Source organism: Anaerophaga thermohalophila DSM 12881 (assembly GCF_000191885.1).
GTDB classification, from domain to species: Bacteria; Bacteroidota; Bacteroidia; order Bacteroidales; family Marinilabiliaceae; genus Anaerophaga; species Anaerophaga thermohalophila.
The window spans coordinates 19274-45790 of the sequence record NZ_AEWI01000011.1 but is presented as its reverse complement, the minus strand read 5'-3'; the positions used below and the strand labels follow the sequence as shown (position 1 = coordinate 45790).

Here is a 26517-nt window from a genome sequence, read left to right as displayed (position 1 = left end):
TTTGCCACAATCAGAACATGTATAACACCATTTAACCTCTAATCATCAAGGAAACCAAATACATGGAGCAGATTCTTCGTCGTTACCTCCTCAGAATGACATTAAACAGTCTGTCATTCTGAGCGAAACGAAGAATCTAAAAAAAGCAAACATATTAAAATGTGATTTTTATTGATGCCAATAAATAATCTGTGTTCATCTGTGTCATCTGTGGTGAATTCTCAACCTTAACCTCAACCTCAGCCTCAACTTTAGCTGTTTGTCATTCTGAGCGGAGCGAAGAATCTAACATCAATTAAAGTATGATAAGTTGCATCATTTCAATAACTTAGATGAATTTTATACTGATGCAACTGATTTAAAAAAGTCTTAATTATACCTCTGCCTCATGGTATCTTTGCGCTGAAATACAATTGTTACACACAAAAAAATATACAACTATGAATTATTACATCGAAACAACGCTAAACACAGATTTTGACTCTGCAGTAGAAAAAACCAAAGCAGCCTTAAAAGAACAAGGCTTTGGTGTTTTATCAGAGATCAATATTCACGAGAAATTGAAAGAAAAACTTGATGTGGATTTCAGGAAATACAAAATTTTAGGTGCCTGTAATCCACCATACGCATACAAGGCATTGCAGCAGGAGAATAAAATTGGTACCATGCTGCCCTGTAACGTCATCGTTCAGCAGCTGGATGATGGAAAAATTGGTATTGCTGCGGTAGATCCTGTGGCATCAATGATGGCAGTCGAAAACGACAGTCTCTCTCCCATTGCAGAGGAGATCAGGGATTTGCTGGAGAAGGTGGTGAAATCGCTTTAGCGTTTCATTGCTGACCTATATAGGATAAAAGGTGGAAAGCCGACTTTCCGGTGCTGCCGGTAATTCCATGTCACCCCGGAAAACCGGGGTGCTATTTCATGTATCTGAATGTTAAGCATCTTTGTATTCGGACGGAGACATACCAAACTTTTCCCTGAAACACCGGCTAAAATAACGGGCATCATTAATGCCAACCATGAATGCCACCTGGTTAATGTTATAATCGCCAATCTTGATCAATTGTGCTGCCCTTTTCATCCGGATGTCACGGATAAACTCAATCGGAGCCATTCCGGTAAGTGCTTTCATCTTTTTAAAAAACACACTGCGACTGACCCCCATCTCTGTCACCAGGTCATCAACAACCAAATCATTGTTATCCATATTTTTCTCCATAAAGCTAATTAATTTCCGAATAAAAGCTTCATCCATAGAAGTGATCTCTGGTTGTGAAGGCTCAATTTCAATGTGACCGGCCTTTTCAAGTACCCTTTCGCTGAATAACTGTTGTAATTGCCTTTGCCGCTCAAGTAGATTATTGATGCAAGCCTTCAGATAAGAAGGACTGAAAGGTTTGGATATATATGCATCAGCACCTTTCTCTAACCCGAGCAATTGATTTTCTAAATTTGAACGTGCGGTAAGTATGATAAACGGAATATGAGAAGTCTCAATATCTGCCCTTATATTTTGAAGAAAAGTGAATCCATCCATCACCGGCATCATAAGATCACTGATGATCAGGTCAGGTCGTTTTTTTCTGGCTTTTTTCAATCCATCCTCACCATTCCACGCTTCAATAACATGATAATCACGGGTAAGTGTGCTCTTTATAAAATTCCTGACTTCCTTGTTGTCTTCCACCAACAGAATAATAACTCTTTCTGATGAAGAATGACCTTTTACATTCTCCTCTTTACCTTTGAGTTCCAGCTCATCTGAACGTGAGTCTCTAACATCCGATATGTATTCAGAAGGCAATTTCAAAACCTGCACATCCTTATCGTAATGTTCCAGGCCTTTCCGGAATAAAAGCCGGAATTTGGTTCCTTCACCGGGCATACTTTTCACTTGGATATCGGCATTATGCATATCAATAAACTCTTTCACAACAGCCAATCCTATGCCGCTGCTTGAGTATCTGTTTATTTTCTGCTCCGGATTATTTTCGAATCTGCCAAACAAGCGGTCAATCTTTCCTTCAGAAATACCCATTCCGTCATCACAAACGGCAATCTCAACATAGTCCCCAACATCATCAACGCCGACTGTTACCTTTTTCCCATCTCCAATATACTTAAAAGCATTGGACAATAGGTTGTAGATAATCTTTTCGAATTTATCAGCATCAGCCCAGATATAAACCTCCTGTGTACGATTATCAAGTGTGAACTCGATGTTCTCATCCATTGCCCTGAAACGAAAATGGTCCATCACCTGTCGGACAAATGAAACTACAGGAATCTGTTCAACTGTCAACTTCATTTTATCATTATGTATCTTCACAAAATCGAGTATCTGATCGATAAGACGTAACATCCTGTCACTGTTTTTCTTGATGATATGAAGCAACTCTTTTGTCCGGTCTGACAGTTCTTTTTCTTTAAGGACTTCTTCCAGCGGGCCGTTAATCAGAGTTAAAGGCGTTCTCAACTCATGCGATACGTTAGTAAAAAAATCCAGCTTCATTTCGGCCAACTGATGTTCAAGTTCTGCTTTATGTCTTAACCTGAAAATGGTCATCAATACATATCCGCCAAAAGTGACGATTCCCAGAAACATTACAATATAAATCATATAAGCCAGGGGCGTAACCCAAAACGAGGGAAGAACAGTTAATGGCAAACGGCGCTCATTATTGACCCACACTCCGTCACTGTTGGTCGACCTCACTTTGAAGATATATTCTCCATGAGGAATATTTGTATAAGTAGCCATTCGCTGACCGTCAATACAGCGCCATTCCCCGTCGAAACCCTCCAGTTTTACCGCATACTTAACAGAAGCGGGATATTTCATATCGAGGGCTGCAAAACCTATGGAAAAAATATTTTGATTATGTTTCAAGACTATCTCATCGACTGCATCAACTGGTTTCTTCAAGACACTCTGTTCTCCAGGCACCACTTCCCGGTTAAAAAGGCGGAAGCCGGTAAAACTCAAAGGAGGGACAAATGAGCTTTTAGACAACATATCGGGATGAAACCACAGTGCCCCCAGATGATTACCAAACCAAAGATTTCCTTTGCTGTCTTTTATATGAGATGATTCAGAAAACCGAAGATCATAGGCATAGTCGGTCTGATGATAATTAAGAAATGACTGATCCCGAGGATTATAACGTGAAAGTCCGTTTTCTGTTGACATCCAAATGTTTCCCTTGCTATCTTCAAGTAAAGCAAACAAAACATCTGATGGAAGTCCCTGGTCTACTGTATAATGCTCGAAACGAGGAACAGAATCTTTCGAAAAAGAAACAAGCCTGTTCAGTCCTCCTCCAAATGTGGCAAAATACATCACTCCATCCGAGGCCAACAGTATATCATGCACATCATTATTACTCAAACAGGCCGAATCACCTGCCGTATAGACATAATGCCGGAAAGAAATATTCTCCACATTTTCAAATTCACCATCAAATACAACCAAGCCGTTAGTAGTAGCAGCCCATATTTTTTTATCAGGCCCCGAAGTAATGAAACGCACACGATAACAGGATTCGAAAGGATATTTATTAAAATGATTCCGGTAATTAATAAATTTCAAATTATTATCGGACCGGTAAGGGTCCTCAACCATATTGATACCGCCTCCGTATGTAGCAATCCACAATCGTCCATTCATATCTTCAAAGATATGATACACACTGTTATGACTCAGGCTATACAAATCGTCTTCACTACTTTTAAAATGATAAAACATATAACAAAAATCGTCTTCGCCACCACAGGGAACAGCTTTGATCAGCCCTTCTCCTTTCGTTCCTATCCACATAATACCATGTTTTCCCGCAACAATCGAGTAGGCTGTGGCATCCGAAAAACAGGCATTTTCATGTAGCTTCCCGTCAGGACCCAATCGTCCCAGAAAATTGTGACCTTCATCATAAACCGATATCACATCAGATTTGGTGGCTATCCATATCCGCCCCCGGTGGTCCTCGGCCACAGCTCTGACTTGGTTATCGTTGATGGTTTTCGGAAATTTTTCCGGGGTCAACAAATTAAAATTGCTGTGTGGAAAGACAAACTTATCGAGTCCTTTGGCACGGGTGCTCATCCATAAATTACCCTGACGATCGGAATTCATCGAGTGCAATCGGTCCGACAGGGACATTGGGTCTTCCCCTTTTCCCAAGAACGGAACCAGCCGGTTGTTCTTCCTGTCGAAATAAGACACTCCGCCTCCCAGCGGATGTATCCACAATATTTGATTAATATCTTCATGGATCATGAATTTCGGACAATCGATATCTTGAAAAGAGTGCCCCTTGATATTATAATAGACAATTTCCCCCTCCGCTTCATTAAATCTGGCAATGCTATCAATATCCTGTTGTAGCCAGACGTCTCCATAGCTGTCTTTCCAGGTATAAAGAATAACATTGCTTTTCAGCTTCGTTTTTGATGCGACTGAATAATGAACATACGCTTTCCCATTGTTTTTATCGTAAATAAAAAAACCATCATCACCTGTAGCAATCAAACATTCTTTTTGTCTGAGCAAATAAAGTGCAATGATGTTTCCCGCAGAAGGAAGTTTCAGTAACGAAAATTTTTGGTTACTTTTATCATATTTCCAGATATGTCCTTTCTCTGCTCCAAACCAAATCTCATTGCCAAAGTCTCTGGCAACAAAAAAAGATTGTTTAGTGGTTCCATTTAATCCTTTCTGGTTAAAAAACAAACGGGTATCGGAATGATCCTCCGCACTGATGAAACACAGCCCGTTGCCTGTAAGCAACCATTCATTACCATTTCTATCCTCAAAAACACTATTAATTGTATTGGAAGCAATGTTTCCTGAGGCCAAGGAAAAGAGCTGACTGGTAAGGGTGTAAGAAACAGAATCGGTTACTACACGAATACCACCCTGACTGTCACTCAAAAGCCATGTGGTACCCCCAGGAAGAGTTACAATCGTTTCTACCGCAATTTCCAACTCCTTTTCTTCCGGAACATTTACAAATTTCTCATTCAGCGGGTCAAAACGACAAACATCCTTTCCATAAGCCAACAGCCAGATAAAACCGTATTTGTCCTCTACAATATAATCAATACGGCTGCTGGTAATCTCCACATCATCACCAGGTCGTATCTTGTAATTGGAAAACCGGTAGCCGTCGAAACGACTCAAACCATCCCAGGTCGCAAACCACATGAAGCCACGACGATCCTGTAAAATGCTCATTACTGCATTTTGAGACAACCCGTCATTGGAAGTGTAATGCGTCCAATGATAATTCTTTTGAGAAAAAGAAAGAACGGCTCCAAACAACCAAAAGCACAAAAATACCCGGCTACGCCTCATTAGTAACGTTTTTGAAAGTACCTGCCGACAAAGCAAAATAATAAACCATAGCAGTGATTTTTCTCAACTCCACAAAAAGGGCAATTCCTGATAATCCTGTACCCTGAAGTTAAATATTCCCCGGATTTTCACCCGGGGATTATCCAATTTTTGCGACTCTGTATTTTCAGACACTATTTTATTAAAACCTCAGATTTCTGCACTCCCTCACCAAGTTCAACAAAAGGTTGAATATCATCAACACTTTTCTGCACAATGTTCACATTACGGGTCAAGGGACCAAACACGGAAATTGCTCCCCCTTGTCCGGTTTCAAACCCAAAGCCTTCTATATCAACATTTTTCCCGTTAAACAACATCAAAGCCGGCCCCTCTTCGGCTTCAACAATGATGTTTTTAAATACTATTCCATCCGCATCAATGACAGAGATGCCTCTGGTTGCACGTAAAACTGCATTTTCCAGATGAATATTTTGAAGGTTCATCTCCGGCAATCCCATAAAAAAAGCGGCATTTCCAAAACCATTGGCCCGGATATTTTTCATAAAGATATTCCTGAACGATGGCGTTTCTTCAGTCACAGGCACAGGTTTTGCCTCTTTACCGGACGGGACACTATTCCCCCCGTCATCCAATAGCGGTGCATTTCCTCCGTAAAACAGGTTGAAACGAATGGGTTCGGTGGGAATATCTATCATATCAATATTAAAGATATAAATATTTTCAACAACACCACCCCTTCCACGGGTGCTTTTAAAACGCAGACCGACATCGGTTCCTATAAACGTGCAATTAGCAACATGCACATTTCTGACACCTCCCGACATTTCGCTGCCAATGACAAATCCTCCGTGGCCATGGTATACCACATTGTTTTTAACAATCACATTTTCGGTCGGTACACCCCTGCGACGGCCATCTTCATTTTTCCCCGATTTAAAACAAATGGCGTCGTCTCCTACATCAAAACTGTTGTTATAGATTAGTACGTTTTTACAAGATTCCAGATCCAATCCGTCACCATTTTGCGAATACCAGGGATTACGAACCGTCAGGTTACGGATGATGATGTCCCGGCTCATCAACGGATGAATGTTCCAGGCCGGTGAGTTCTGAAAAGTAGGGCCGTCGAGCAATACTTGTTTACAACCTTTAATGCTCACCATCACGGGACGAAGAAAATCTTTGATCTTTTCGAAATCCTCTTTGGTTTTCAAATCAGGGACATTAAAATTATCACGTGAATCGCCGGCTTTTGACTTTTCGGAAGGATACCATATTTCCCCGTCATCACTGAGTACACCTCCTGAATTAACAAGTTTTTTCCATTGGCTTTCCGTCATCTTGCTCTTTTTTACAGGGCGCCAGGCGTCGCCGTTTCCATCGAATATGCCATTTCCGGTAAAAGCAATATTTTCAAGGCCGTGCGCATGAACCGGAGACATACACCGGTAGGTATTTAACCCTTCAAAGCTGGTATCTATTAAAGGATAATCATCAAAATCGGAACTAAAGTGAACCACAGCTCCATCTTCCAAATGAAGATCAATGTTGCTTTTCATGATTATCGGACCTGTCAACCACAAGCCGCGAGGTACCACTACCCGTCCTCCTCCCTTTTCAGAAACATTGTCTATGGCCTGTGCAAAGGCATCGCTGTTATCGAAAACACCATCTCCAACGGCTCCAAAATCAACAATTGAAACTGCATAGTCAGGGAAAACAGGTTCCTCTACCCGCGGCATATCAAATTCTATGTTATCATATATGAAACTGTAGTCCGCCTGGTCGTCTCTTTCATTTTTTTCACTACAGGCAAAGCCTCCCGTGAGGAATACTTCTGTTACTAATAAAAGAACACTTATTCTCCAAAAAACATTTCTAACTCTCATCATTATCCAAATTCTTTAATGCGTTAAATACTAATTGGGCCACAGCAGTAGCTCCTTCGGGCTGAAAATGGGTATTATCATTCTGACCTTCCGGATAAGCCATATATTTCCCGGCCGGTAAATTCATAAAATAATGCTTACTCACGTACTCTTTACCTACTTTGGAAAAATGATCCATAGACAACTGATTCAGGTCAATTAATTTCACATTCATCTCCCGGGCTACTTCCTTCACGGCAGCAGGATAATCGCCATGAACATTTTCCAAATGGCCATCTACCCAGGGATAATTTCGGGCCACAGGCGTCAGAAGAATCGGAGTTCCTCCCTTTTGTCTGGTTTGGGTTACAAAAAGTCGAAGAAATTCTTTATATCCTTCGATATTCACATAGCGTAAAGGTTTGTTTTCTGATGCATCATTGTGCCCAAACTGTATGAAAGGCCATCACGAAAAGAAGGGTAAATTTTGTTTTTGTAAACATCTTCTTTTTTAATTATATACTACTTCTAAAATGATCAATTCATAAATACTGAGGTGAGACACGCTTCAATCGCCAATCCCCTTCCTATTCAAAAAGCTTCAGTATCCGGAAAGGGTTGCAGGTGATTTGCTCCATGCAGTACGCTCTTCTTAGCTCTTCTCCCTCTCTTATTTTAAAGGTTTAATTCTGAACCAGTCAATATTTACATTTCCGGCATCGTTGATTATCCCGTCACGCAGGGCAAAATAGCCGATCTTTGCACCTATCCAACGACCGGGAACAGCCTGAAATTCTTCTCCAACGGTTTTAAACCGCCGTCCGTTTTCACTGAAACTGAAACTGCAAAGCGCTCCGTCTCTTACTTCAATACGGAAATACACGGTATTATTATCCACTTCCTGCTCATAGAGTACCTCTTCGTTGCCACCTTTTCTTGCCCCTTTACAACGAACTACACAAACCAACAGTTTCTTGTTTTCCTGTTTTAACGAAATGTATTGATACGAATCCCCCATCACAACAAAACCGGTCTCCTCTCCATCGAACCTGTGATTGAAGGTCAGCTTGGTGGTGGCCACAAACTTAACGGCCGGAAATTTCTGCAACAGCATATTGGGTACGCCCCACAGGTTCCTGGCTCCCTGGGGACGAGGACGGCAATTGAGCCGGTAGTATCCCAGGTTTCCCGAAGGATAACCATATTTTAATTTGGGATTGGCATGCCATTGCCATTGTACACCAGTGGTATAGCTGTTAAATTCATCATTCTCAGGGGGCGTAACCACCTGCCAGTCGGTATCGATATCGGGTTTTTTATAAGTCAGAACAGGCTCACCCACACCGTTGCCATCGAAGTCTTCGCCCATCACCGGCCATCCGTCGTGCCAACTCATAGGCTGTAAGTGCACAACCCGTCCGTAAGCCTCTTTATCCTGAAAATGAATAAACCAGTATTCGCCTTTCAGGGTTTCTACCCATCCACCCTGGTGCGGCCCGTTTATATTGGTAGAGCCCTGCTCCAGCACCCGCTTCGCTTTATACGGACCAAACGGACTTTCGGAACGCATGGCCAACTGCCACCCGTAAGCAACACCTCCTGCCGGGGCAAAAATGTAATAATAACCATCGTGTTTATAAAACTTGGCACCCTCAACGGTCGGGTTATCGTCATGACCGTCAAAAACCATCACCGGTTCCCCAATCAGCGACTTCCCGTCGGGTGTCATTTCATGAACCATAAGTACAGACTTGACACCGGCACGACTGCCGGCAAAGGCATGTACCAGGTAAGCTTTCCCGTCATCGTCCCAAAGCGGACAGGGATCAATGAGTCCTGTGCCCGCCTTTACAAGATGTGGTTTTGTCCACGGCCCTTCCGGTTTTGAAGCTTTCATCATATAAATGCCAAAATCGGGATCGCCATAGAAAATGTAAAACTCACCATCCTGATAACGAATGGAAGGTGCCCACACGCCGTTTCCATGCTGTGGCGTGGAAAAGTGATCTTCAGGATATTGAGTATCCAGTGCATAACCAATCAAATCCCAATTGACCAGGTCTTTCGAATGTAAAACCGGCAAACCGGGAACACAGTTGAAACTCGATGCCGTCATATAATAATCATCTCCTACCCTGCATACATCGGGATCGGAATAATCGGCATGTATTATTGGATTCTTATAGGTTCCGTCACCCTGATCGGCAACCCATACTTCTGAAACCGCCCCCTCCTGTGCATAAACAGCCGGGGAAACCATCGTCAGAATTGCCAATGATCGAAGTAGTTTTTTCATCCGTATAAAATTTATTTATTAAGGTCGGATGGAACTCGCATGCAAGGATTTATACATGTTCTTTTGTGACAAACCTTTGCCATGCTCGTTTCATCCGTATAAAATTAGTCTAAGTTATTGATCTTATGCAACTTATTATGCTTTAATTGATTTTAGATTCTTCGCTCCGCTCAGAATGACAAACAGCTAAAGTTGAGGCTGAGGTTGAGGTTAAGTTGAGGTTGAGAATTCACTACAGATGACACAGATGAACACAGATTATTTTTATTGGCATCAATAAAAATCACATTTTAGTCTGTTTGCTTTTTTTAGATTCTTCGCTCCGCTCAGAATGACAGACTGTTTAATGTCATTCTGAGGAGGTAACGACGAAGAATCTGTTCCCTGTTTTTGGTTTCTTAGATGATTAGAGGTTAAATGGTATTATACATGTTCTGAGTGTGGCAAAACGTTGTCATGCTCGTTTCATCTTACATTTAATAAATTGTTACAGCTGTTAGAATTGTTAAAGTTGTTAAGATGTTAATATTGTTAGGATTGTTAGGATTGTTAAGATTGTTGCTTTTTACTCTTGAACCTTTATCATTACCCGTTGATATCTTGTTAAATTGGGTGTTCCATTATCTGTCACTTCACAAATGATGTGAATGGTGCCCCCCTCTTTTGCATTATTTGGAATCCTAAAGGCAGTTTTTGGCTTCTGAGCATTCTCAATTGAGACACGATCGCTAAAGCTATCCGCTTCTACGTATTGCCACCAGCGATAAGTCAACTGATCGTTATCCGGGTCGTATGCTTCGGATTGTAACTGTACCTCTTCTCCTCTCTTTGCCACCAAGTCGCGGGCATGTTTCAGGGCCACTACCGGTGCATGATTCGCCTCATTGTATGGTTTCACGCACCAGTCGGCGCGGGCTGCAAAATCCTTCTGGAGCGGTTCACTCCAACGCCATATTGGTTTGAAATATTCGTACATCAATTCTTTCTTTTCCGGGTATCGTTCCCGCATATAGGTACGTCCCCAGGCACTTTCCGTATACCAACGTCCTTCCGGATATACATATCCTTTCTCCGGAACCTCGTCCAACCAAGTGTTGGCACGCACGTTTACATAACGCCCTCCCCAGCCTCCATACGCGGGTGATTCCATGCTGCGCAATCCGGTCGGCATCGTATGGAAGAATGACGGGGAATCTCCTTCTGAACGGAAGCGGCCATCATCATGAGCTTTATACAAGGAGCATAGTGGCCCATGCTTTTCGAGTATATTCTGTTTCATCCAGTCTGCAACGAAATATGCTTTTTGCTTTTCCGGTTGGATTTTGTCCCACTCATAAGCTACTGCCCAAAATTGGTCGCTGATAATCGTCAAGATATTATAGGGCTCCCATACCGGCCGGATGTATTCCTGATAGGTTGGGTCCTGTTCCCAGATACAATAGAGACGTGCTTTATTGGCCACATACTGCATTTTATCCGGATATCTCTCTTCAATGGTTTTCAAGGCACGAGCAATTGTATTGGTTCCACCCCAAGCCTGTAACCAAATCGGACGTTCATCCGACTCATCCAGTAAAGCTTTTACAATCAGATCCGATCCCTCCGTTTCTTCCTCCATATCTCCCTCAGATTTGATATTGCCTAAAACCGTAATCGATCTCACATACTCCGGTGTCGGGTAATTTTTATCATGTTTTATCAGATTCGGATAAACCGCTTCGTAAGCATCCAAATATGGTTCCATCCAGTCATTACCTGCCCAACGGTGTCCTTCCCAATGATATTGGGAGCTGGTGGTAATGATCCCTTCTACATCCCAATCGTTCATATAGAGCATAAAACGAACCATCGAACATTCGTCATCGATCTCGGCGTCGGTCGTGACAATCACCCGAGGGCGTATTTCCGGCTCTACTCGAGTCATCGCACCTTTACTACTGCCGGTCATGTTTATTCCACAAATGACGACGCTGCATCCCAACAGGATTAAAATTCTGAAATTATTCATTACAGAGACTATTGATGTATTTTTCTAAATAAGTATATCCGTCAGGCGCGATTTTATTACGATCCTCCGGATTGTTTGGATCCAGTTCGTTGGCAATTTCCCATGCATCCGGTATTCCGTCGTGATCAGAATCAACCGGTGCGGGTGTGCTTTTCAGTTCCGGCCAGCCTCCAACATCACTTGGAGAATCAATTATTCCACATTTCTGAGAAGGATATGTAACACTATGTTCGCTCTTATATGTAGCTCCTTCATAGGTAGCATATCCGCCTTTCACTTCCTCTATAATACGGCTGTCCACTCCGTCTCTTTTCGGATAAATGGCCCCGGCATTCTCCAACACAGCCAAATAAGCTTCTTCAGCAGATTCCTGACGTATAGGCATCGCATCCCAGGGTTGTTCCAGTTTCAGCTTAGCGATGTGATCCGAGCCCCCGGACACTTGAATTCCTCCATTCCAGTTATCAGCTGTAACGGTGGGGTTGCCCACTACATAATTATCCGCTACATACCATTTGCCGTAATTATCAATATTTTCACGATATGAAGGTGCTGCTATACGGTGAGATACTTCGCCAGGTTCGGTTGCCGGACCTGGTTTATAATAGTTAGCCACCATATTGATATAGAAACAGTCTCCTGAGTTATCCGGCAGGCTCGTATGTACATACTCACCACCATAGCAACTATTATATCCCCAGTTGTAAATCACATTATTCCGGTAATCATTGTAACCTCCCCCCGAAGCAAATCGTGGATTACGACTCGAATGATGGGCGATCAGGTTATGATGATAGGTACTGTAATTGGAACCCCAGATGCCGCCGAAACCGTGCGAACCTTTTACATGATTAGAATGATACAGACTTTCCGTGATCATGCACCACTGGATGGTGACGTTTTCGCAAATATAAATTGAGAGGCATTCGTCTATACTCCAACTGGCCGAAACATGGTCAAGGATAATGTTTTTTTGGTGCCTTCCACTGATTGCATCATCATCACGTCCCGATTCATCTCCCAAACGTATGCGGATATAACGCAGGATCACTTCATCGGCACCGATATTAAGCGGATAATGTCTGATGCAGATACCGTCGCCGGGAGCTGTTTGCCCGGCAATGGTGATAAATGGATTTCTGATGGTGAGTGCTTTCTCCATGTCTATGGTACCGGAGACACGGAATACCACCGTGCGGGGACCTGTTGCCTCCACTGCTTCGCGCAGACTGCCGGGGCCCGAATCGTTCAAGTTGGTCACCTCATATACCTTTCCGCCACGACCTCCTAAAGTATATTTACCATAACCCTCCGCACCAGGGAATGCGAGTAACTGTTCATTCTCTATCTCTTCATTTTCTGTATTTCCGCATAAAAATAAAAACATACTCACTAAAACAATAATTATTATTCTTGAGTCCATTTAAAAATATTTTGATGTTTTAATTTCGTTTTTTTTTAATGAATTTGTATTCAATTTTATATCAATCAACATGCCACCTATTGGCCAACATTTTAAATAACAGATTATTAGTTACTTACCTACATGTAGCTCTCATATTCTCAAATACCTTGTAGTATTGGAGGTGGCGAGTGACATTGCCTCCATAATTCAACAATATTGAGTTCACTCCGAAAAGCCGTATAAACCTTAAAAAATTATAAAGTTCCATCAGACCAATAACTTAGACTTATTTTATACTGATAAAAAAAGAACCTCAAATCCCTGAACTCAAAACTCCCTGAAAATCCCAGTTATCTTCACCACTAAGTATGTTTTTCGGAGTATATTTCAAAGCCTCTTCATCGGTCAATTGGTGCGACCATGGTACTCTCTGCCTGGGCGCAGCACCAGGGCCATAAGATTTGTACTCAGCATAAAAAGCTGTCGTTTCCTTTGACGGGTCGCCCCAGTTATGCCAGCCTTCAGGTTTTATATGTTTGTCAAGAAAACAATTAATAAACACCGTATTGGCATAAGGACGCCAGGGACGGCCCAGATAAAATGAATTCTCCGGGGCATCACCTGTTATTCGACAATCGATGAAAACAAACCCGAATTCCTTCTCTTCACTAGTGGATGCTGCAGTAATATAACCGTGGTCTTTGCAGAAAATTTCACAATCCTCAAAAACTGCCGTTGACCAACCAAAAATAAAATCGACGGTTCCCTCTATGTAGCAGTTCTTGTAATACTGCCGGCTATTCTCCCCATGTGGATACAGCGTATCCTGATTCCCGAGAAACCTGCAATTTTCGAATACCACACGATCGCCATCTACACGTACCGCCACGGCCTGTCCGACCCGACCGGCTGAATTTTCGAAAGTGATGTTGCGGGCTGCAAAGTCATTCCCGAAGACAAAAAAACCCGAAGAACCTGTAGTCCCCATCTCTTCACCAAAACGATTTTTCTTTGAGGCATAATCGTCATTAGTAATGATGGTTTTGAACCGGTCTTCACCGATAAAAGTCACATTGGTTTTAGATGCCGGAAGCACCAGTTTCTCCTTGTAAACGCCGTTTTTTATGAAAATAGTGGTGCGTTGTTTCCGAAAATCGGGTGCCGCATCAATGGCTTCCTGAACAGTTTTAAAGTCGCCGGAACCATCGGCAGCAACGGTAAAATCCTGAGCAGAAACATCTGATAACAACAGAATTAAGACAAATGTGATTATTAGTTTCGACTTCATATTTTATTCCTCAACATTCTTTTAGAGTTTTACAAATGATTGGTAACATAATCAAAAACATTGCGTCAGTGCGCCTTTAAGCTTAAGTTTTTTAACGGGCTTTTGATTCCTCCCAATGCGCTTTTTCGATAGAGGCCATAATAAACGGGCCAACCGCTTTGGGATCGTTGTCGCGAACCGGTTCGGAAATATAGTATTCGTAAGACCCGTCTCTGTATGGATCTCCTCCCAAACCGGCCACGGCACAAACATTCGTGATACTTATGGTTCCATCCTCTTCTTCTTTAATGAAATGTTCGATAATTCCATCATAAGCTTTATCAGCAGCTTTCGCATAATCCACGTCGAGATATCCATTATTCAAAGACTTATATATGAAATATGTAAACATCGTACTGGCAGATGATTCAAGATAGTTACCCGGGCGATTACCCATATCAAGCACCTGGTACCACAAACCTGTTTCGCTGTCCTGGTATTTTACAATTCCCTTTGCCAGCCGGTCAACTACAAATAACACACTGTCGCGTCCGGGATGATTCTCGGGAAGATAATCCAACACATCAACGAGTGCCATGGCATACCAACCAACAGCACGTCCCCAGAAATTAGGAGACAGACCTGCTTCAGGGTCTGACCATTGTTGTTCGCGACTTTCGTCCCATCCATGATAGAACAATCCGCTTTCGGGATCGTAATGATGCTTATTGATCAGCATTATCTGATGTACCACATCGTCAAATAATTGAGGTTCATTGAATTCCTTGCCATATAGTGCCAAAAACGGACACCCCATGTAAATCCCGTCGAGCCACATCTGATGGGGATAGCGCTTCTTGTGCCAAAATCCGCCTTCCGAAGTACGTGGATGAGTCTCCATCTGGCTTCTCAGTAACCGAATCGCTTTCAAATACTTTTCTTCCGGGCTCAGCCTATAAAGGTTAATGAGGAAACGACCGGGACTCACACGGTCAATGTTGTAGTCGGACAATTTATAGGTAAGAATTTCTCCTGAATCCTGCACCATGGTGTCGGCAAATGCTTTTACATATTTGAGGTAGTCCTCATTACCTGTTTCTTCATAAAGTCCCAGATAAGCATTCATCATCAGTCCGTGCGTATATTCCCATTTGGGTTTTTCCCTGAAATCGATCATCCAGGCTTCCGGATTTCTTTTAATATCAGAATCTGCCATTTTTTGGGCATACTCCAAAGGGGCTATTTTTTCTTTTGAAGCGCCTTGGTTACAGGATACTACCAAAGCAGGGATAATAAAAACCGTAAAAATAAACTTGAGTCGTATCATCATTATCAAATTAATCTAAGTCATCAGGCGATATAACAACCTGTTTTTGTGTATTACAATATTATAAAATCATCTGTCTTATGCCAGAAGATATATTGACGATTAATGTAGGACAAATGACCATAATTTTTAAAATTATCTACTTTCTGATAAAAAACTTTGCGTCATTGCATATCTGTGTTTAGGCCTTTTTTCAACAAACGATTGGTCAAAACAGAAGCCAGAATATCCGAAAAGAAATTAGGAAACTCCCCCGAAGAAATCCGGGAGAGTATCACAGCGTTTTCAGACATCCTCATCCATCAATAATTATCACGTTGCGGAAAATCTTCTTTATTGGTAATAGCGTCAAGAAAATCCTGCGGATAGGGGCGCAAAGTATGTCCTTCGTTGATATTGGCAGCTGCATCGGGATTGTGAGCTTTGACACGTTCTACCAGTTTACCGGTACGTTTAAGGTCGAACCAGCGAAGTTGTTCACCCACAAACTCACGGGCTCTTTCGTCAAGAAGAAAATCGATATTAAGGTCACCGGTCGTAACTTCCATCGCTGATTCATGACCCGGAACAGCTCTTTGCCGGCGAAGTTGGTTCAGATATTGAAGCGCTTCTGTTGGGTTGCTGTCCATTAATCCTTCGGCTACAATCAGGTACATTTCCGAAATGCGCATAACAAAAGCATCACGGGAACTACGGTCTTCACCTTTTGATGCCCTTGTGGGATCGCTGAACTTATCGATCTGAACATATTGCTTACGATTTTTGACAGAGCCGTCTTCCTCATAAACATCACTGAGATCAAAAATCTGGTAACGGCCTTCGGCCCAGGCCCGCTGCTCCGGTGTGGCATATCCGTTAATGGTCCAGATAGCCGTATCGGTCATATTCGGGTAGTCCTCTCCTTTGTTTTCGGGCGCATTCATAATCCAGAGCCACTTAAACGAGCCAGCCCACCGCTGATCATTTTCCTGATCCATCAACTCCAGCATAAACTTGGTTGGCATGTAACGGTTAAACGGCCTACCATTCAATACATCACGAGTCATGCCAGGCTGATCGTCATATTTCATGCAATACATCAGATGAAGGTTGTTTCCCCCGTTTCGAATCTGTGCTTCATTATCGAGTTCGAGATTCAGCAGATGATCGGTAGAATAATTGACGTACCAGATCACTTCGCTGTTGGCTGACCCCTCACTGTTGCTCATATTCCACAGCGCTTTATAATCTTTAAACAACTCAAAAGGGCCTGAATTTATCACTTCTTTGGCCAGCTTTGCAGCTTCTTCTTTCTGACCTCGGGTCAACAACATTCTTGCTTTAAAGGCTTTGGCAGCCCAACTGGTGATGCGTCCGCCTCTTTCTTTCTCTTCGGGACAATTGGTTATGGCAACATCCAGGTCATCTAATATCTGATCATATATAGCACTCACCTCTGTTGCATTGGCCGTTGTAATAACACCTTGCGACTCATCGATAGAGAAATGCGTTTTCCCCCACATCTCAACCACATGCCAGTAGTAGAAAGCCCGGAGAAACGAAACTTCTCCCAAAAGAACATCTTTGTTTTCCATCTCCACTTCATCAAGACGTGCCACGGCAGTATTGCAGAAGTTAATGGCTTTGTAGAGCCACGCCCATAAATTATTAAGCCCTCCGTTATCGGCTTTGAAATCGGTTGAATAATCATTGACAGGAGTGTTGGTATGTCCGGCGCCTTTTGTAACAATATCGGTACCAGTAGCTGTAAAATTGGAAGCCTCTTCCCTTCCATACCAATATCTCAGTGGTGTGTAGCAGGCATTCACCAGGCTCTCAACACCATCGGGGGTCGTGTAATACGGATCGCTTGTTAGTCCGCTTTTGTAGGTTTCCTTCAGAAAATCCTCGCAGGATAAAAATGTGAAGGTAATCAATATGGTTATCAGAACTTTGACTTTCATTAGTATATAATTTTTTATTTTTAACGCCTATAAGGAACGCGTCCCGGATAATCGGGGTTCGTTTCATGTTTGCTTTTTTTTCTTCTATATTCTCATATCAAAATTTACTCAGCGTCTTAGCACATCTGCGTCTATATGCCTTTTTATCATTAAAACTCGAGGTTAACACCAAACACTGTCTGCTTCGTCAACGGATAGTTAAGGCTTCCGCCACGTTCGGGGTCATAGTCATCCAGATCGCTGAATGTAAAATGATTTTTGAGTGTCACATAGAAGCGGAGTTTAGACAAGTTGAGTGAATTAAGCACTTTAGCGGGAAAGTTATAGGCCAGGCTAATGTCCCTGATCTTCCAGAAATCACCTTTCACATGGCCTAAAGAACTGTAATAAGCCCTGTTCTTGTAACTCAGATCTTTATTGGCACTAGGGAACTTATTAGAAGGGTTGTCTTCAGTCCAATAATCAACAGCAGCCCCGTTTTCGAGGGCATCGGACTTAAACAAATGATAATACTCATAATCAAAATAATGTCCGAATCGACCATAAATAAAGACAGACAAATCTACATTCTTATACGATACACGATTGGTGAGACCAAAGGTATACTTAGGTGAACGATTAAATACGACGCGGTCATCGGGAGTAATTTCCCCGTCCCCGTCCACATCGGCCACTTTAATATCGCCGGGCTGTTGTCCATGCAAAGCAGCTTCGTCGGCTTCATCCAGTTGCCAGATACCAATTTGGTCGTAGTCATAATTTACCGAGATAGGTTCACCCACGAACCAGTTATTGGCTACATCGCGATCGACGCCGCCACTCAGCTGTACAATTTCGTTCCTGTTCCATGTAAAAGTGAAATCAGTATTCCAGTTGACATTGGAAGTATTGACATTAACAGTCGACAGAGACAAGTCAATCCCTTCGCCTTCGGTTTTTCCTACATTTTCCATTACGGACGAAAATCCGGTAGTATTAGGCAATAACCTGGCCATCAGCAAATCGCGTGTTTCCGATTGATAGTAATCTATGGTAGCGGAAAGTCTGTTGCCCCAGAAACCAATATCGAGACCGATATCCATTACTTGAGTTGTCTCCCATTTAAGGTCGGGGTTAGAAATATCGCGGGGATAGTATCCATAAGCAGGTGAATCATAAAATGCATACGTAGAAGGACCTAAGCCGCCTAGTGTTGAATAGGGCTCAATGGCACTCTGGCCCGATTCTCCCCAGCTCAGGCGAAGTTTCAGGTTCGACAAATCAGAGGCACCCGAAATGAATCCTTCTTCACTAATACGCCAAGCTGCTGCCACAGATGGGAAATAGCCCCATTTGTTGCCTTCGGCCAAAACAGAAGAACCATCAGCGCGTAAAGATGCAGTGAACAAATATTTATCAGCATATTTGTAATTAAGTCGCCCGAAGAAAGAGGCCATCTGTTCTTCAACCAGCTCACTGTCAATCTGTATCTCACTGGCATTTGAACTCAGGTCGTAAAACTCGGTCGTGGATGAAGCCTGGTCACGTCCGGATGAAGTAAAATACTCCCTTCGCCGGTCAATGGTACTGGTGCCGGCCAGTGCATTCAAATCGTGATATCCGCCGAGGTTTACCTGATAATTAAGCGTATTCTCCCAGGTAAGATTACGGTTTGTTGTTATTTCCGCTCCCGACATAGAGCTTTTGTCTTCGCCCCTAAGGGTTTGTTTGGCATAAAAATCACCATGCCTCAGCGTTTTATGATCCACCCCAAGATTGGTTTTAAAGGTAAGACCGTCAATAATGTCCCAGCGAATAAACGAAGTGCCGAAAAAACGCCTGGTCTCGTAATTGTCGGTAACCGCGCCATCCACATCGTCGAGCAAAGGATTCATTTGGGAATTATAGCCGGGCGCCGGATAAGGATTAACCGTACCATCGTCGTTATAGGGTTTGGCCACTGGCAGTATTTTCCCGGCCATATTAAAGGGAGCATATCGCTGGTCCTGGTCTTTATATGTGTACAGAATACTGGCCCCGACCTGAAGATTATCCTGAACATAATGATCAAGAGTCAGACGTCCGTTGTATCTCTTAAACTCATCATTGGTTTCAAGCAATCCCTGCTCATCCATCAATCCGAAAGAAAGCTGATAAACGGTTTTATCGTTACCGCCGCTCATAGCCACTTCATAGTTTTGGGTAGCCCCGTCATGGAAGATCAGGTCCATCCAGTCGACAAATTGCTCATTCTGGATATATTCAAGTTCCAGAGGCGCGAAAACGTTAGCATCATCCTCCGGTCCGTTCCACTCACCGGCTGATGCATACGCATCACGCTTCAGTTGCACATACTCGGGACCGCTCATAAACTCAGGCATACCGCTAAGAGTATTGAAGGAATAATAAGCATTTACCGATATTTTAGTATCGCCAGATCTGCCTCGTTTGGTGGTGATCAGAATTACTCCGTTGGCACCACGTGATCCGTAGATAGCTGTGGAAGAAGCATCTTTTAATACCTCCACCGATTGAATGTCAGTAGGATTTATATCCATACTTGAACCATATTCAATACCATCCACCAGTATCAAAGGAGCATTGGAAGCCTGCAACGAGCGTTCACCACGAAGCAGGAAACTGAGACCGGAACCTGCCTGACCGCTGGTACGTGTCATATCCAGTCCGCTAATCTTTCCCTGAAGCGCTTCCAATGCATTATTGGAAGGATTGTTAGCGATTTCTTCGGCTTTAATTGAAGATACAGCACCGGTCAGGTCGCTTTTGCGCATTACCCCATAACCAATAGCAACGACTTCATCCAAACCAATGACATCTTCTTTCATCACCACGTCGATTCGCGACTGACCCTTGATGGGAATTTCGCTATCGGCAAATCCTACGAACTTAAATACCAATACGGCATTGGACGGATCGGGCACATTCAATTCATAATTGCCGTCTACATCGGTAATGGTACCGGTTGTAGTTCCTTTAACAACTATGTTAACACCCGGCAGAGGCTCACCCTGCGTATCGGTAACGCGGCCCCTGACCGTCATTTCCTGTTGACCAAGAGCAGTGATTGAAAATGCTGCCATAATCAACAGAATGTAAAATCGAAAAAAACTAATCTTTTGCATAAAATTCTGATTTAAAGGTTAAAATTTTTATAACGTATAAAATTTTTATCATCTTCACAGACAGATGATGCCTCAACAGCTGCCTTAAAAATTTACTTTTACAATTTTATGCGAAAAGAAACCCAAATTATGGTAAAAACCGGTCAAATATGTGGACTAACTGGTATCTTAAAATGGCAGGCAAAATATCAGAATGCTGTATTAAAGTATTTTAACCCAACTAAGAACAATAAATGCAATATTTTTAACATTTATTTATTATTTAACATTTACACAGAACCCGATATTTGAAGTTGCAATACCTTGCTCGTAACATTAATTAGAGTTAAGTTCGATATAAAAACACCCTTAATTTGAAGCATGTATTTCTGACACCTTTTGCCAAACCTTTTCTGATCTGAAATTTTTATGCCTGTACCAATACATCGTAAAACTTGCCATAGAATCTTAATCATCCTACCAATAGAAATTCGCAAAGCCATAAATCCTTTAATCCTATAAATCCTAACTCTGACAGTGGTGGGAGACAACACAGGCTTGCAAAACGGGACAAACAGTTCTGTTGCAGACAAAATGAAGAGATGTGTTTGCAATAACAGAAGTAATTACTACTTTTATTGTCAACGAAAAAAAGTAATAATAACAGCCGGGTCACCCCTCACCGGAAAGACCTTAAAAGTACCTGAGCCCGAAGTGTTTCGGGGCAGACTGTGTGCGGTGAATTGAAAAATCATGCATACCTTGAAATAACAACCACACAAATCCGGTTAAACCAACATGAAACCAGACATTAAAAAGCACATAGACAACCCCGTACAACTGGAAAAGTTGTACCGTGCTGATAAAAAAAGATTTAAAAATGCATTCTTTGAAATCTACCCCGAGATTGCCGACAAAAAGGCGGCTGAATTCTGGAAGACCAGATTAGAATTTGATAACCCGGGTGAAGACAAAGAAAAAAAAAGGAAGACCAATGTTTTGTATCTGATCGTTACATGCCTGGTGACCGGTCTGCTGATAAAAATGCCTCAATTAACCAACCTGGACGTCAACACCTACTTATTCTACGAAAAAAATGCCGGATTAATTGTTTTTTTGGGCTTATCGGCATTTGTTATTTCAACCAACAAACAGATAAACACTAAATTCCTGATTATTTCGGCAATCGTGTTTGTTATATCAGCCGTGTACATAAATTTATTGCCGTCTGACCGGGACAGCTACTCAATAAACCTGGCCTATATTCATTTACCCCTCTTTCTTTGGTGTTTATATGGGTTCATATTCATCGGTTTCGATGGAAATGACAGGACAAAACGAATCGATTACATCAAATACAATGGAGATTTGGCCATACTGAGTGCTGTTATTTTAATTGCCGGTGGAATATTAACAGCCGTTACACTTGGCTTGTTCTCGGCCATTGATTTGGATATCGAAAAGTTTTACTTCGACTATATCGTTATCATCGGATTGGTTTCCGTTCCGATTGTAGCAACTTATATCATTAATAGTTTCCCGTCAATGACAACTAAAATTGCTCCGGTAATAGCAAGAATTTTCAGCCCCCTGGTTTTAGTAACACTCATCATTTACCTGATAAGTATTGTACTCACCGGGAAAGACCCATACAGCGACAGGGATTTTTTATTCGTTTTTAATCTCTTGCTGCTCGGAGTTATGGCTATTATTGTGTTCTCTGTTTCAGAAACATCAGAAGGGGAAAAACAAAAATTCAGTGAACTAACGCTTTTCGTACTTTCAATAATTACCCTGATGGTTGATTTAATTGCATTGTCGGCCATTGTCTACAGGTTAGGCGAATATGGTTTTTCCCCGAACAGAACAGCCGTATTGGGCTCAAATCTTTTGATTTTTGGTAATCTGGTATGGATTATGATTGAATTGTATAAAGTATGCTTTAAGGATGACGATATTAAAAAAGTGGAGTTAATCATCGCCAGGTACCTGCCGGTTTATGCTCTTTGGACAATTTTTGTGACCTTTGGATTTCCACTCATTTTCGGGATGAAGTAAAATTACAAACTGAAAAAATATGACAAAACGAGAAAAATACAGCTGGATATATTGGCTGGCTGTGATTATGTTTTTCCTGAGTTTTCAGATGCTCTTTTTCCCTGACAGCCCGGCAAAAAAAGAGCTCTCATACAGTTCGTTCTTAGATTCTCTAAAAGCATCAAAGATAGAAAGACTGGTTATTTTTGAAGACCGTATTATCGGGCAATTCAAAGAAAAAGAAGACAGCGTTGTTCAGGATCATGAACTGACAGATGCACCTTCTACTCCCTGGAGACTGCGGATTTCCAGTATTGAAGAGCAGGTAAACCGGCAGTTCATTGTCAGCCGGCTGCCGGATGTGGAAGACAACGACCTTTTGAAAAAATTAGAACAAGCCGATGTGGAATATAAAGGGCAATTCGAAGACAATACGCTAAGAAATTTTTTCCTTAACTGGATATTGCCTCTTATTGTTCTGATGCTGTTATGGGGATATCTGTTCAGAAAAATGGGACCCGGTAACCCAATGATCGACCTTGGCAAGAATAAGGCCAAAATACAGGCGGAAAAGCCGGTTAATCCTGTCAAATTTTCCGATGTAGCAGGTATAGATGAGGCCATTGAAGAAGTAAAGGAATTGGTGGAATTTCTCAAAACACCCAAAAAGTACACCCAATTGGGCGGAAAATTGCCCAAAGGTGTTTTACTCGTTGGTCCTCCGGGCACAGGAAAAACTTTATTGGCCCGGGCAGTTGCCGGAGAAGCCGGAGTACCCTTCTTTAGTCTGAGTGGTTCTGACTTTGTGGAAATGTTCGTAGGTGTTGGAGCTGCAAGAGTACGTGATCTGTTTAATCAGGCCAAATCACAGGCTCCCTGTATTATTTTCATCGACGAAATTGATGCCATAGGAAAAAGTCGTGCTAATAGTGCAATGCACTCAGGAGGATACGACGAACGAGAAAATACTCTAAATCAGTTGCTGGTTGAAATGGATGGCTTCGATGCAACATCAGGTGTAATCATTATAGCCGCAACCAATCGCCCCGATGTTCTCGACCCGGCACTTTTAAGACCCGGAAGATTCGACCGTCAGGTTATGGTCGATAAACCCGATATGAAAGGAAGGGAACAAATCTTCAGGGTACACACACGCAATCTTAAACTCAGTGCCAAGGTAGACCTCAAAAGACTGGCAGCACAAACTCCGGGATTTGCCGGTGCCGAAATTGCTAATGTTTGCAATGAGGCCGCTATCCTGGCCGTTCGCAACAATCGGGAAGAAATAACCATGAGCGATTTTGAAGCTGCTATTGAAAGGGTTATTGCCGGTCTTGAAAAGAAAAACAAACTTATAAATGAAAAAGAACGTAAAATAGTAGCTTACCACGAAGCCGGTCATGCCATCGTTGGCTATTTCACCCCCGGCGCCGATGAAGTTCAAAAAGTGAGCATTGTCCCCCGAGGCATCGGTGCTTTGGGATATACATTGCAAATGCCGCTTGAAGACCGATACCTTATGTCGAAAAGCGAACTACTGGGAAAAATTAAAGGTCTCCTTGGTGGTCGTGCAGCAGAAGATATTACCTTTGGCGAAGTTTCCACTGGTGCCTCCAACGATCTCGAAAGAGTAACACAGTTAGCCAGAAACATGATCATTGTTTATGGTATGAGTGAAAAACTTCCGAATATCTCGCTGGTTAACAAATCCAATCCGGGATTCCTGGGGCAACCGTTTGGACTGGAAAGAAGATCAGAGTATGTAGAAAGAATCATTGACGAAGAAGTAACCCATATCATTAATCAATGTTACCAGGATGCTAAACAACTGCTTTCAGAAAAAAAAGAGCTGATGGAAAAAATGGCCGGTATTCTTCTTGATCAGGAAGTGATCAGTTACGAAGAGATAAAAACGATTTTAGGTCCAAATTGATTTTTTCATCAGTATAAAATTTATCTAAGTTATTGGCCTGATGGAACTCGCATGCAATAACTTATAAATGTTCTTGTTGTGGAAAACGTTACTATGCTCGATTCATTCAAATAAAATTCATGAGCCACAAAAGAGAAGTTATACTACTGAACATCAGCGGAGAAGACAAACCGGGACAAACAGCAGCGCTGACCGGTATTCTTGCACAATACAACGTAAACATCCTGGATATTGGCCAGGCTGTAATACATCAGGATCTGGGTCTTGGTATTCTGTTTGAAGTACCTGCTAAATCGGAGTCGTCACCAATTCTTAAGGATATACTTTTCAAAGCCTATGAGATTGGTCTCAACGTTAAGTTCACGCCCGTCAGCGAAGAGCAATACGAGGATTGGGTCAACAACCAGGGGAAAGAACGCTATATCATTACTCTGTTGTCGCCTAAGCTAACCGCCCGTCAACTCGCAGCTGTCACAAAGGAAATATCTGACCAGAAACTCAACATCGACATCATATCACGTTTGAGTGGTCGTATCCCTCTGGACGAGCCGGATGGCAAAACCAAATCGGTGGTGGAATTCTCCGTGAGGGGAACACCTGCCGATATCGAAAAAATGAAAACCCGTTTCATTGAAATTACCGGTACCAGCGGCGTGGATATTGCCTTCCAGGAAGATAATATTTACAGACGCAACCGCCGGCTGATCTGCTTCGATATGGATTCCACTCTCATTCAAACCGAGGTGATTGATGAACTGGCACGCAAAGCAGGTGTATACGACAAAGTGAGTGCCATCACCGAATCGGCTATGCGCGGGGAAATAGATTTCAACGAAAGCTTTAAACAACGGGTAGCTCTCCTCAAAGGACTCGATGAATCGGTAATGAAAGAGGTGGCCGAATCACTGCCACTGACCGAAGGTGCCGAAAGACTGTTTAAAACACTGAAAAAATATGGGTACCGCACAGCTATCCTTTCGGGCGGTTTTACCTATTTCGGTAACCATCTGAAAAACAAGCTTAACATTGATTATGTGTTTGCCAACGAACTAGAAATTAAAGACGGCAAATTGACCGGTCGCCATATCGGTGAAATCATTAATGGTCAGAAAAAAGCCGAACTGCTCAAACTCCTTGCTTTCAAAGAAGATATTAACCTTGCCCAGGTGATCGCTGTCGGTGACGGCTCCAACGATCTGCCAATGTTGCGCGAAGCAGGCCTGGGCATTGCCTTCCATGCCAAACCAAAAGTTAAAGCCTCGGCCAAACACGCCATTTCTACCATCGGACTCGATGCCATTCTCTACCTGCTCGGCTTCAGAGACCGGGAAATTAATCAATAGGAAGAAGGATCAGGTTGAGGTTAAGGTTAAGGTTGAGGTTGAGGTTGAGGTTGAGGTTGAGGCAAATGTCATTCTGAGGAGGAACGATGAAGAATCTCCTCTTTTACAGCAGGTTAATTGTCGCTTCTTTTCTTTTCAAACATCTTTTGTTATTGATGAGATTCTTCGCAAAGCTACCAATGACAGATTTTTGTAATAAGCAAAAAATCAGATTGTTAATAATCGGTGCCTTTCAGGAAACTCCAAGTTCTGTCATAAATGCATTCTGCGCCAAAATTTTTTGGGTAGATACTCAGAATGACAACAGCCCGGTACTGTCATTCTTAAAAAATAACGATTCCAGAGACAAAGCCACTTAAGGTCATTCCCTGAGTTTTGTATCATCCAAAAGTATCCCAAAGTCCCACCTTGAAATGCAGCGCCTCCTGCCTTTCCACCCTTTCCCTTTTCAACCTTTCTACCATTCCACCATTCTACCGTTTCATCCTTCGCCCTTTTAAACCTCATAGAAACTCAATCAAAAGTTTTTTTGACGATTTTATTAAAATTCGTAAGTAATACATTTGTTTTTAATTTTAATTTGTTACTTTTGTAGCTACAAACATTACAATTAATAATCTACTGGAATT

Annotated in this window: 14 protein-coding genes; 4 read left to right on the top strand and 10 right to left on the bottom strand. The window is 42.3% G+C overall.

The genetic code is table 11. From position 1 onward, the window contains the following. Positions 1–440 precede the first annotated feature (440 nt). Entirely contained in the window at positions 441–827 is a 387-nt protein-coding gene (locus ATH1_RS0104000) for a DUF302 domain-containing protein (protein ID WP_010417879.1), read from the top strand. A gap of 111 nt (positions 828–938) precedes the next feature. Here ATH1_RS0104000 and ATH1_RS0103995 read toward each other — a convergent pair whose 3' ends face one another. The 10 genes from ATH1_RS0103995 to ATH1_RS0103945 form a co-directional block, all read right to left on the bottom strand. Continuing rightward, positions 939–5357, bottom strand: a complete 4419-nt coding sequence (locus ATH1_RS0103995) for a hybrid sensor histidine kinase/response regulator transcription factor (protein ID WP_010417876.1) — start codon at positions 5355–5357, stop codon at positions 939–941. 173 nt (positions 5358–5530) lie between these two features. Next, positions 5531–7252 (bottom strand): glycoside hydrolase family 28 protein, encoded by a 1722-nt coding sequence (locus ATH1_RS0103985; protein ID WP_245531702.1) that lies wholly within the window; start codon positions 7250–7252, stop codon positions 5531–5533. Continuing rightward, positions 7239–7685: an SGNH/GDSL hydrolase family protein gene (locus ATH1_RS18900; protein ID WP_280959754.1), complete on the bottom strand. Its 447-nt coding sequence runs from the start codon at positions 7683–7685 to the stop codon at positions 7239–7241. Before ATH1_RS18900 ends, ATH1_RS0103985 begins: the two co-directional genes overlap by 14 nt. Before the next feature lie 213 nt (positions 7686–7898). After that, positions 7899–9524: a glycoside hydrolase family 43 protein gene (locus ATH1_RS0103975; RefSeq protein WP_010417868.1), complete on the bottom strand. Its 1626-nt coding sequence runs from the start codon at positions 9522–9524 to the stop codon at positions 7899–7901. Positions 9525–10089: 565 nt separating this feature from the next. Next, on the bottom strand, positions 10090–11532 hold the full coding sequence (locus ATH1_RS0103970) for a DUF1593 domain-containing protein (protein ID WP_010417865.1): 1443 nt from the start codon (positions 11530–11532) through the stop codon (positions 10090–10092). Next, complete coding sequence (locus tag ATH1_RS0103965; RefSeq protein WP_029163949.1) at positions 11525–12955, bottom strand: pectate lyase family protein; 1431 nt, start codon at positions 12953–12955, stop codon at positions 11525–11527. Before ATH1_RS0103965 ends, ATH1_RS0103970 begins: the two co-directional genes overlap by 8 nt. Before the next feature lie 295 nt (positions 12956–13250). Further along, positions 13251–14225 (bottom strand): pectinesterase family protein, encoded by a 975-nt coding sequence (locus tag ATH1_RS0103960; protein WP_010417857.1) that lies wholly within the window; start codon positions 14223–14225, stop codon positions 13251–13253. 91 nt (positions 14226–14316) lie between these two features. Further along, a complete protein-coding gene (locus ATH1_RS0103955; protein WP_010417854.1) occupies positions 14317–15531 on the bottom strand; it encodes a glycoside hydrolase family 88/105 protein in 1215 nt (404 codons plus the stop codon). Between the two features lie 302 nt (positions 15532–15833). Next, positions 15834–17474: a RagB/SusD family nutrient uptake outer membrane protein gene (locus tag ATH1_RS0103950; RefSeq protein WP_010417851.1), complete on the bottom strand. Its 1641-nt coding sequence runs from the start codon at positions 17472–17474 to the stop codon at positions 15834–15836. Between the two features lie 149 nt (positions 17475–17623). Then, positions 17624–20554 carry a SusC/RagA family TonB-linked outer membrane protein gene (locus ATH1_RS0103945; RefSeq protein ID WP_162096775.1) on the bottom strand — a complete coding sequence of 977 codons (2931 nt, stop codon included), beginning with the start codon at positions 20552–20554 and terminating at the stop codon, positions 17624–17626. A gap of 819 nt (positions 20555–21373) precedes the next feature. Here ATH1_RS0103945 and ATH1_RS0103935 point away from each other — a divergent pair. The 3 genes from ATH1_RS0103935 (at position 21374) to serB (ending at position 25888) form a co-directional block, all read left to right on the top strand. Then, a complete protein-coding gene (locus tag ATH1_RS0103935) occupies positions 21374–22633 on the top strand; it encodes a hypothetical protein (protein WP_010417842.1) in 1260 nt (419 codons plus the stop codon). Positions 22634–22652: 19 nt separating this feature from the next. Then, positions 22653–24545 (top strand): ATP-dependent zinc metalloprotease FtsH, encoded by a 1893-nt coding sequence (ftsH, locus tag ATH1_RS0103930; protein WP_010417840.1) that lies wholly within the window; start codon positions 22653–22655, stop codon positions 24543–24545. Positions 24546–24664: 119 nt separating this feature from the next. Continuing rightward, positions 24665–25888, top strand: a complete 1224-nt coding sequence (gene serB, locus ATH1_RS0103925) for a phosphoserine phosphatase SerB (protein WP_010417837.1) — start codon at positions 24665–24667, stop codon at positions 25886–25888. Positions 25889–26517: the final 629 nt, after the last annotated feature.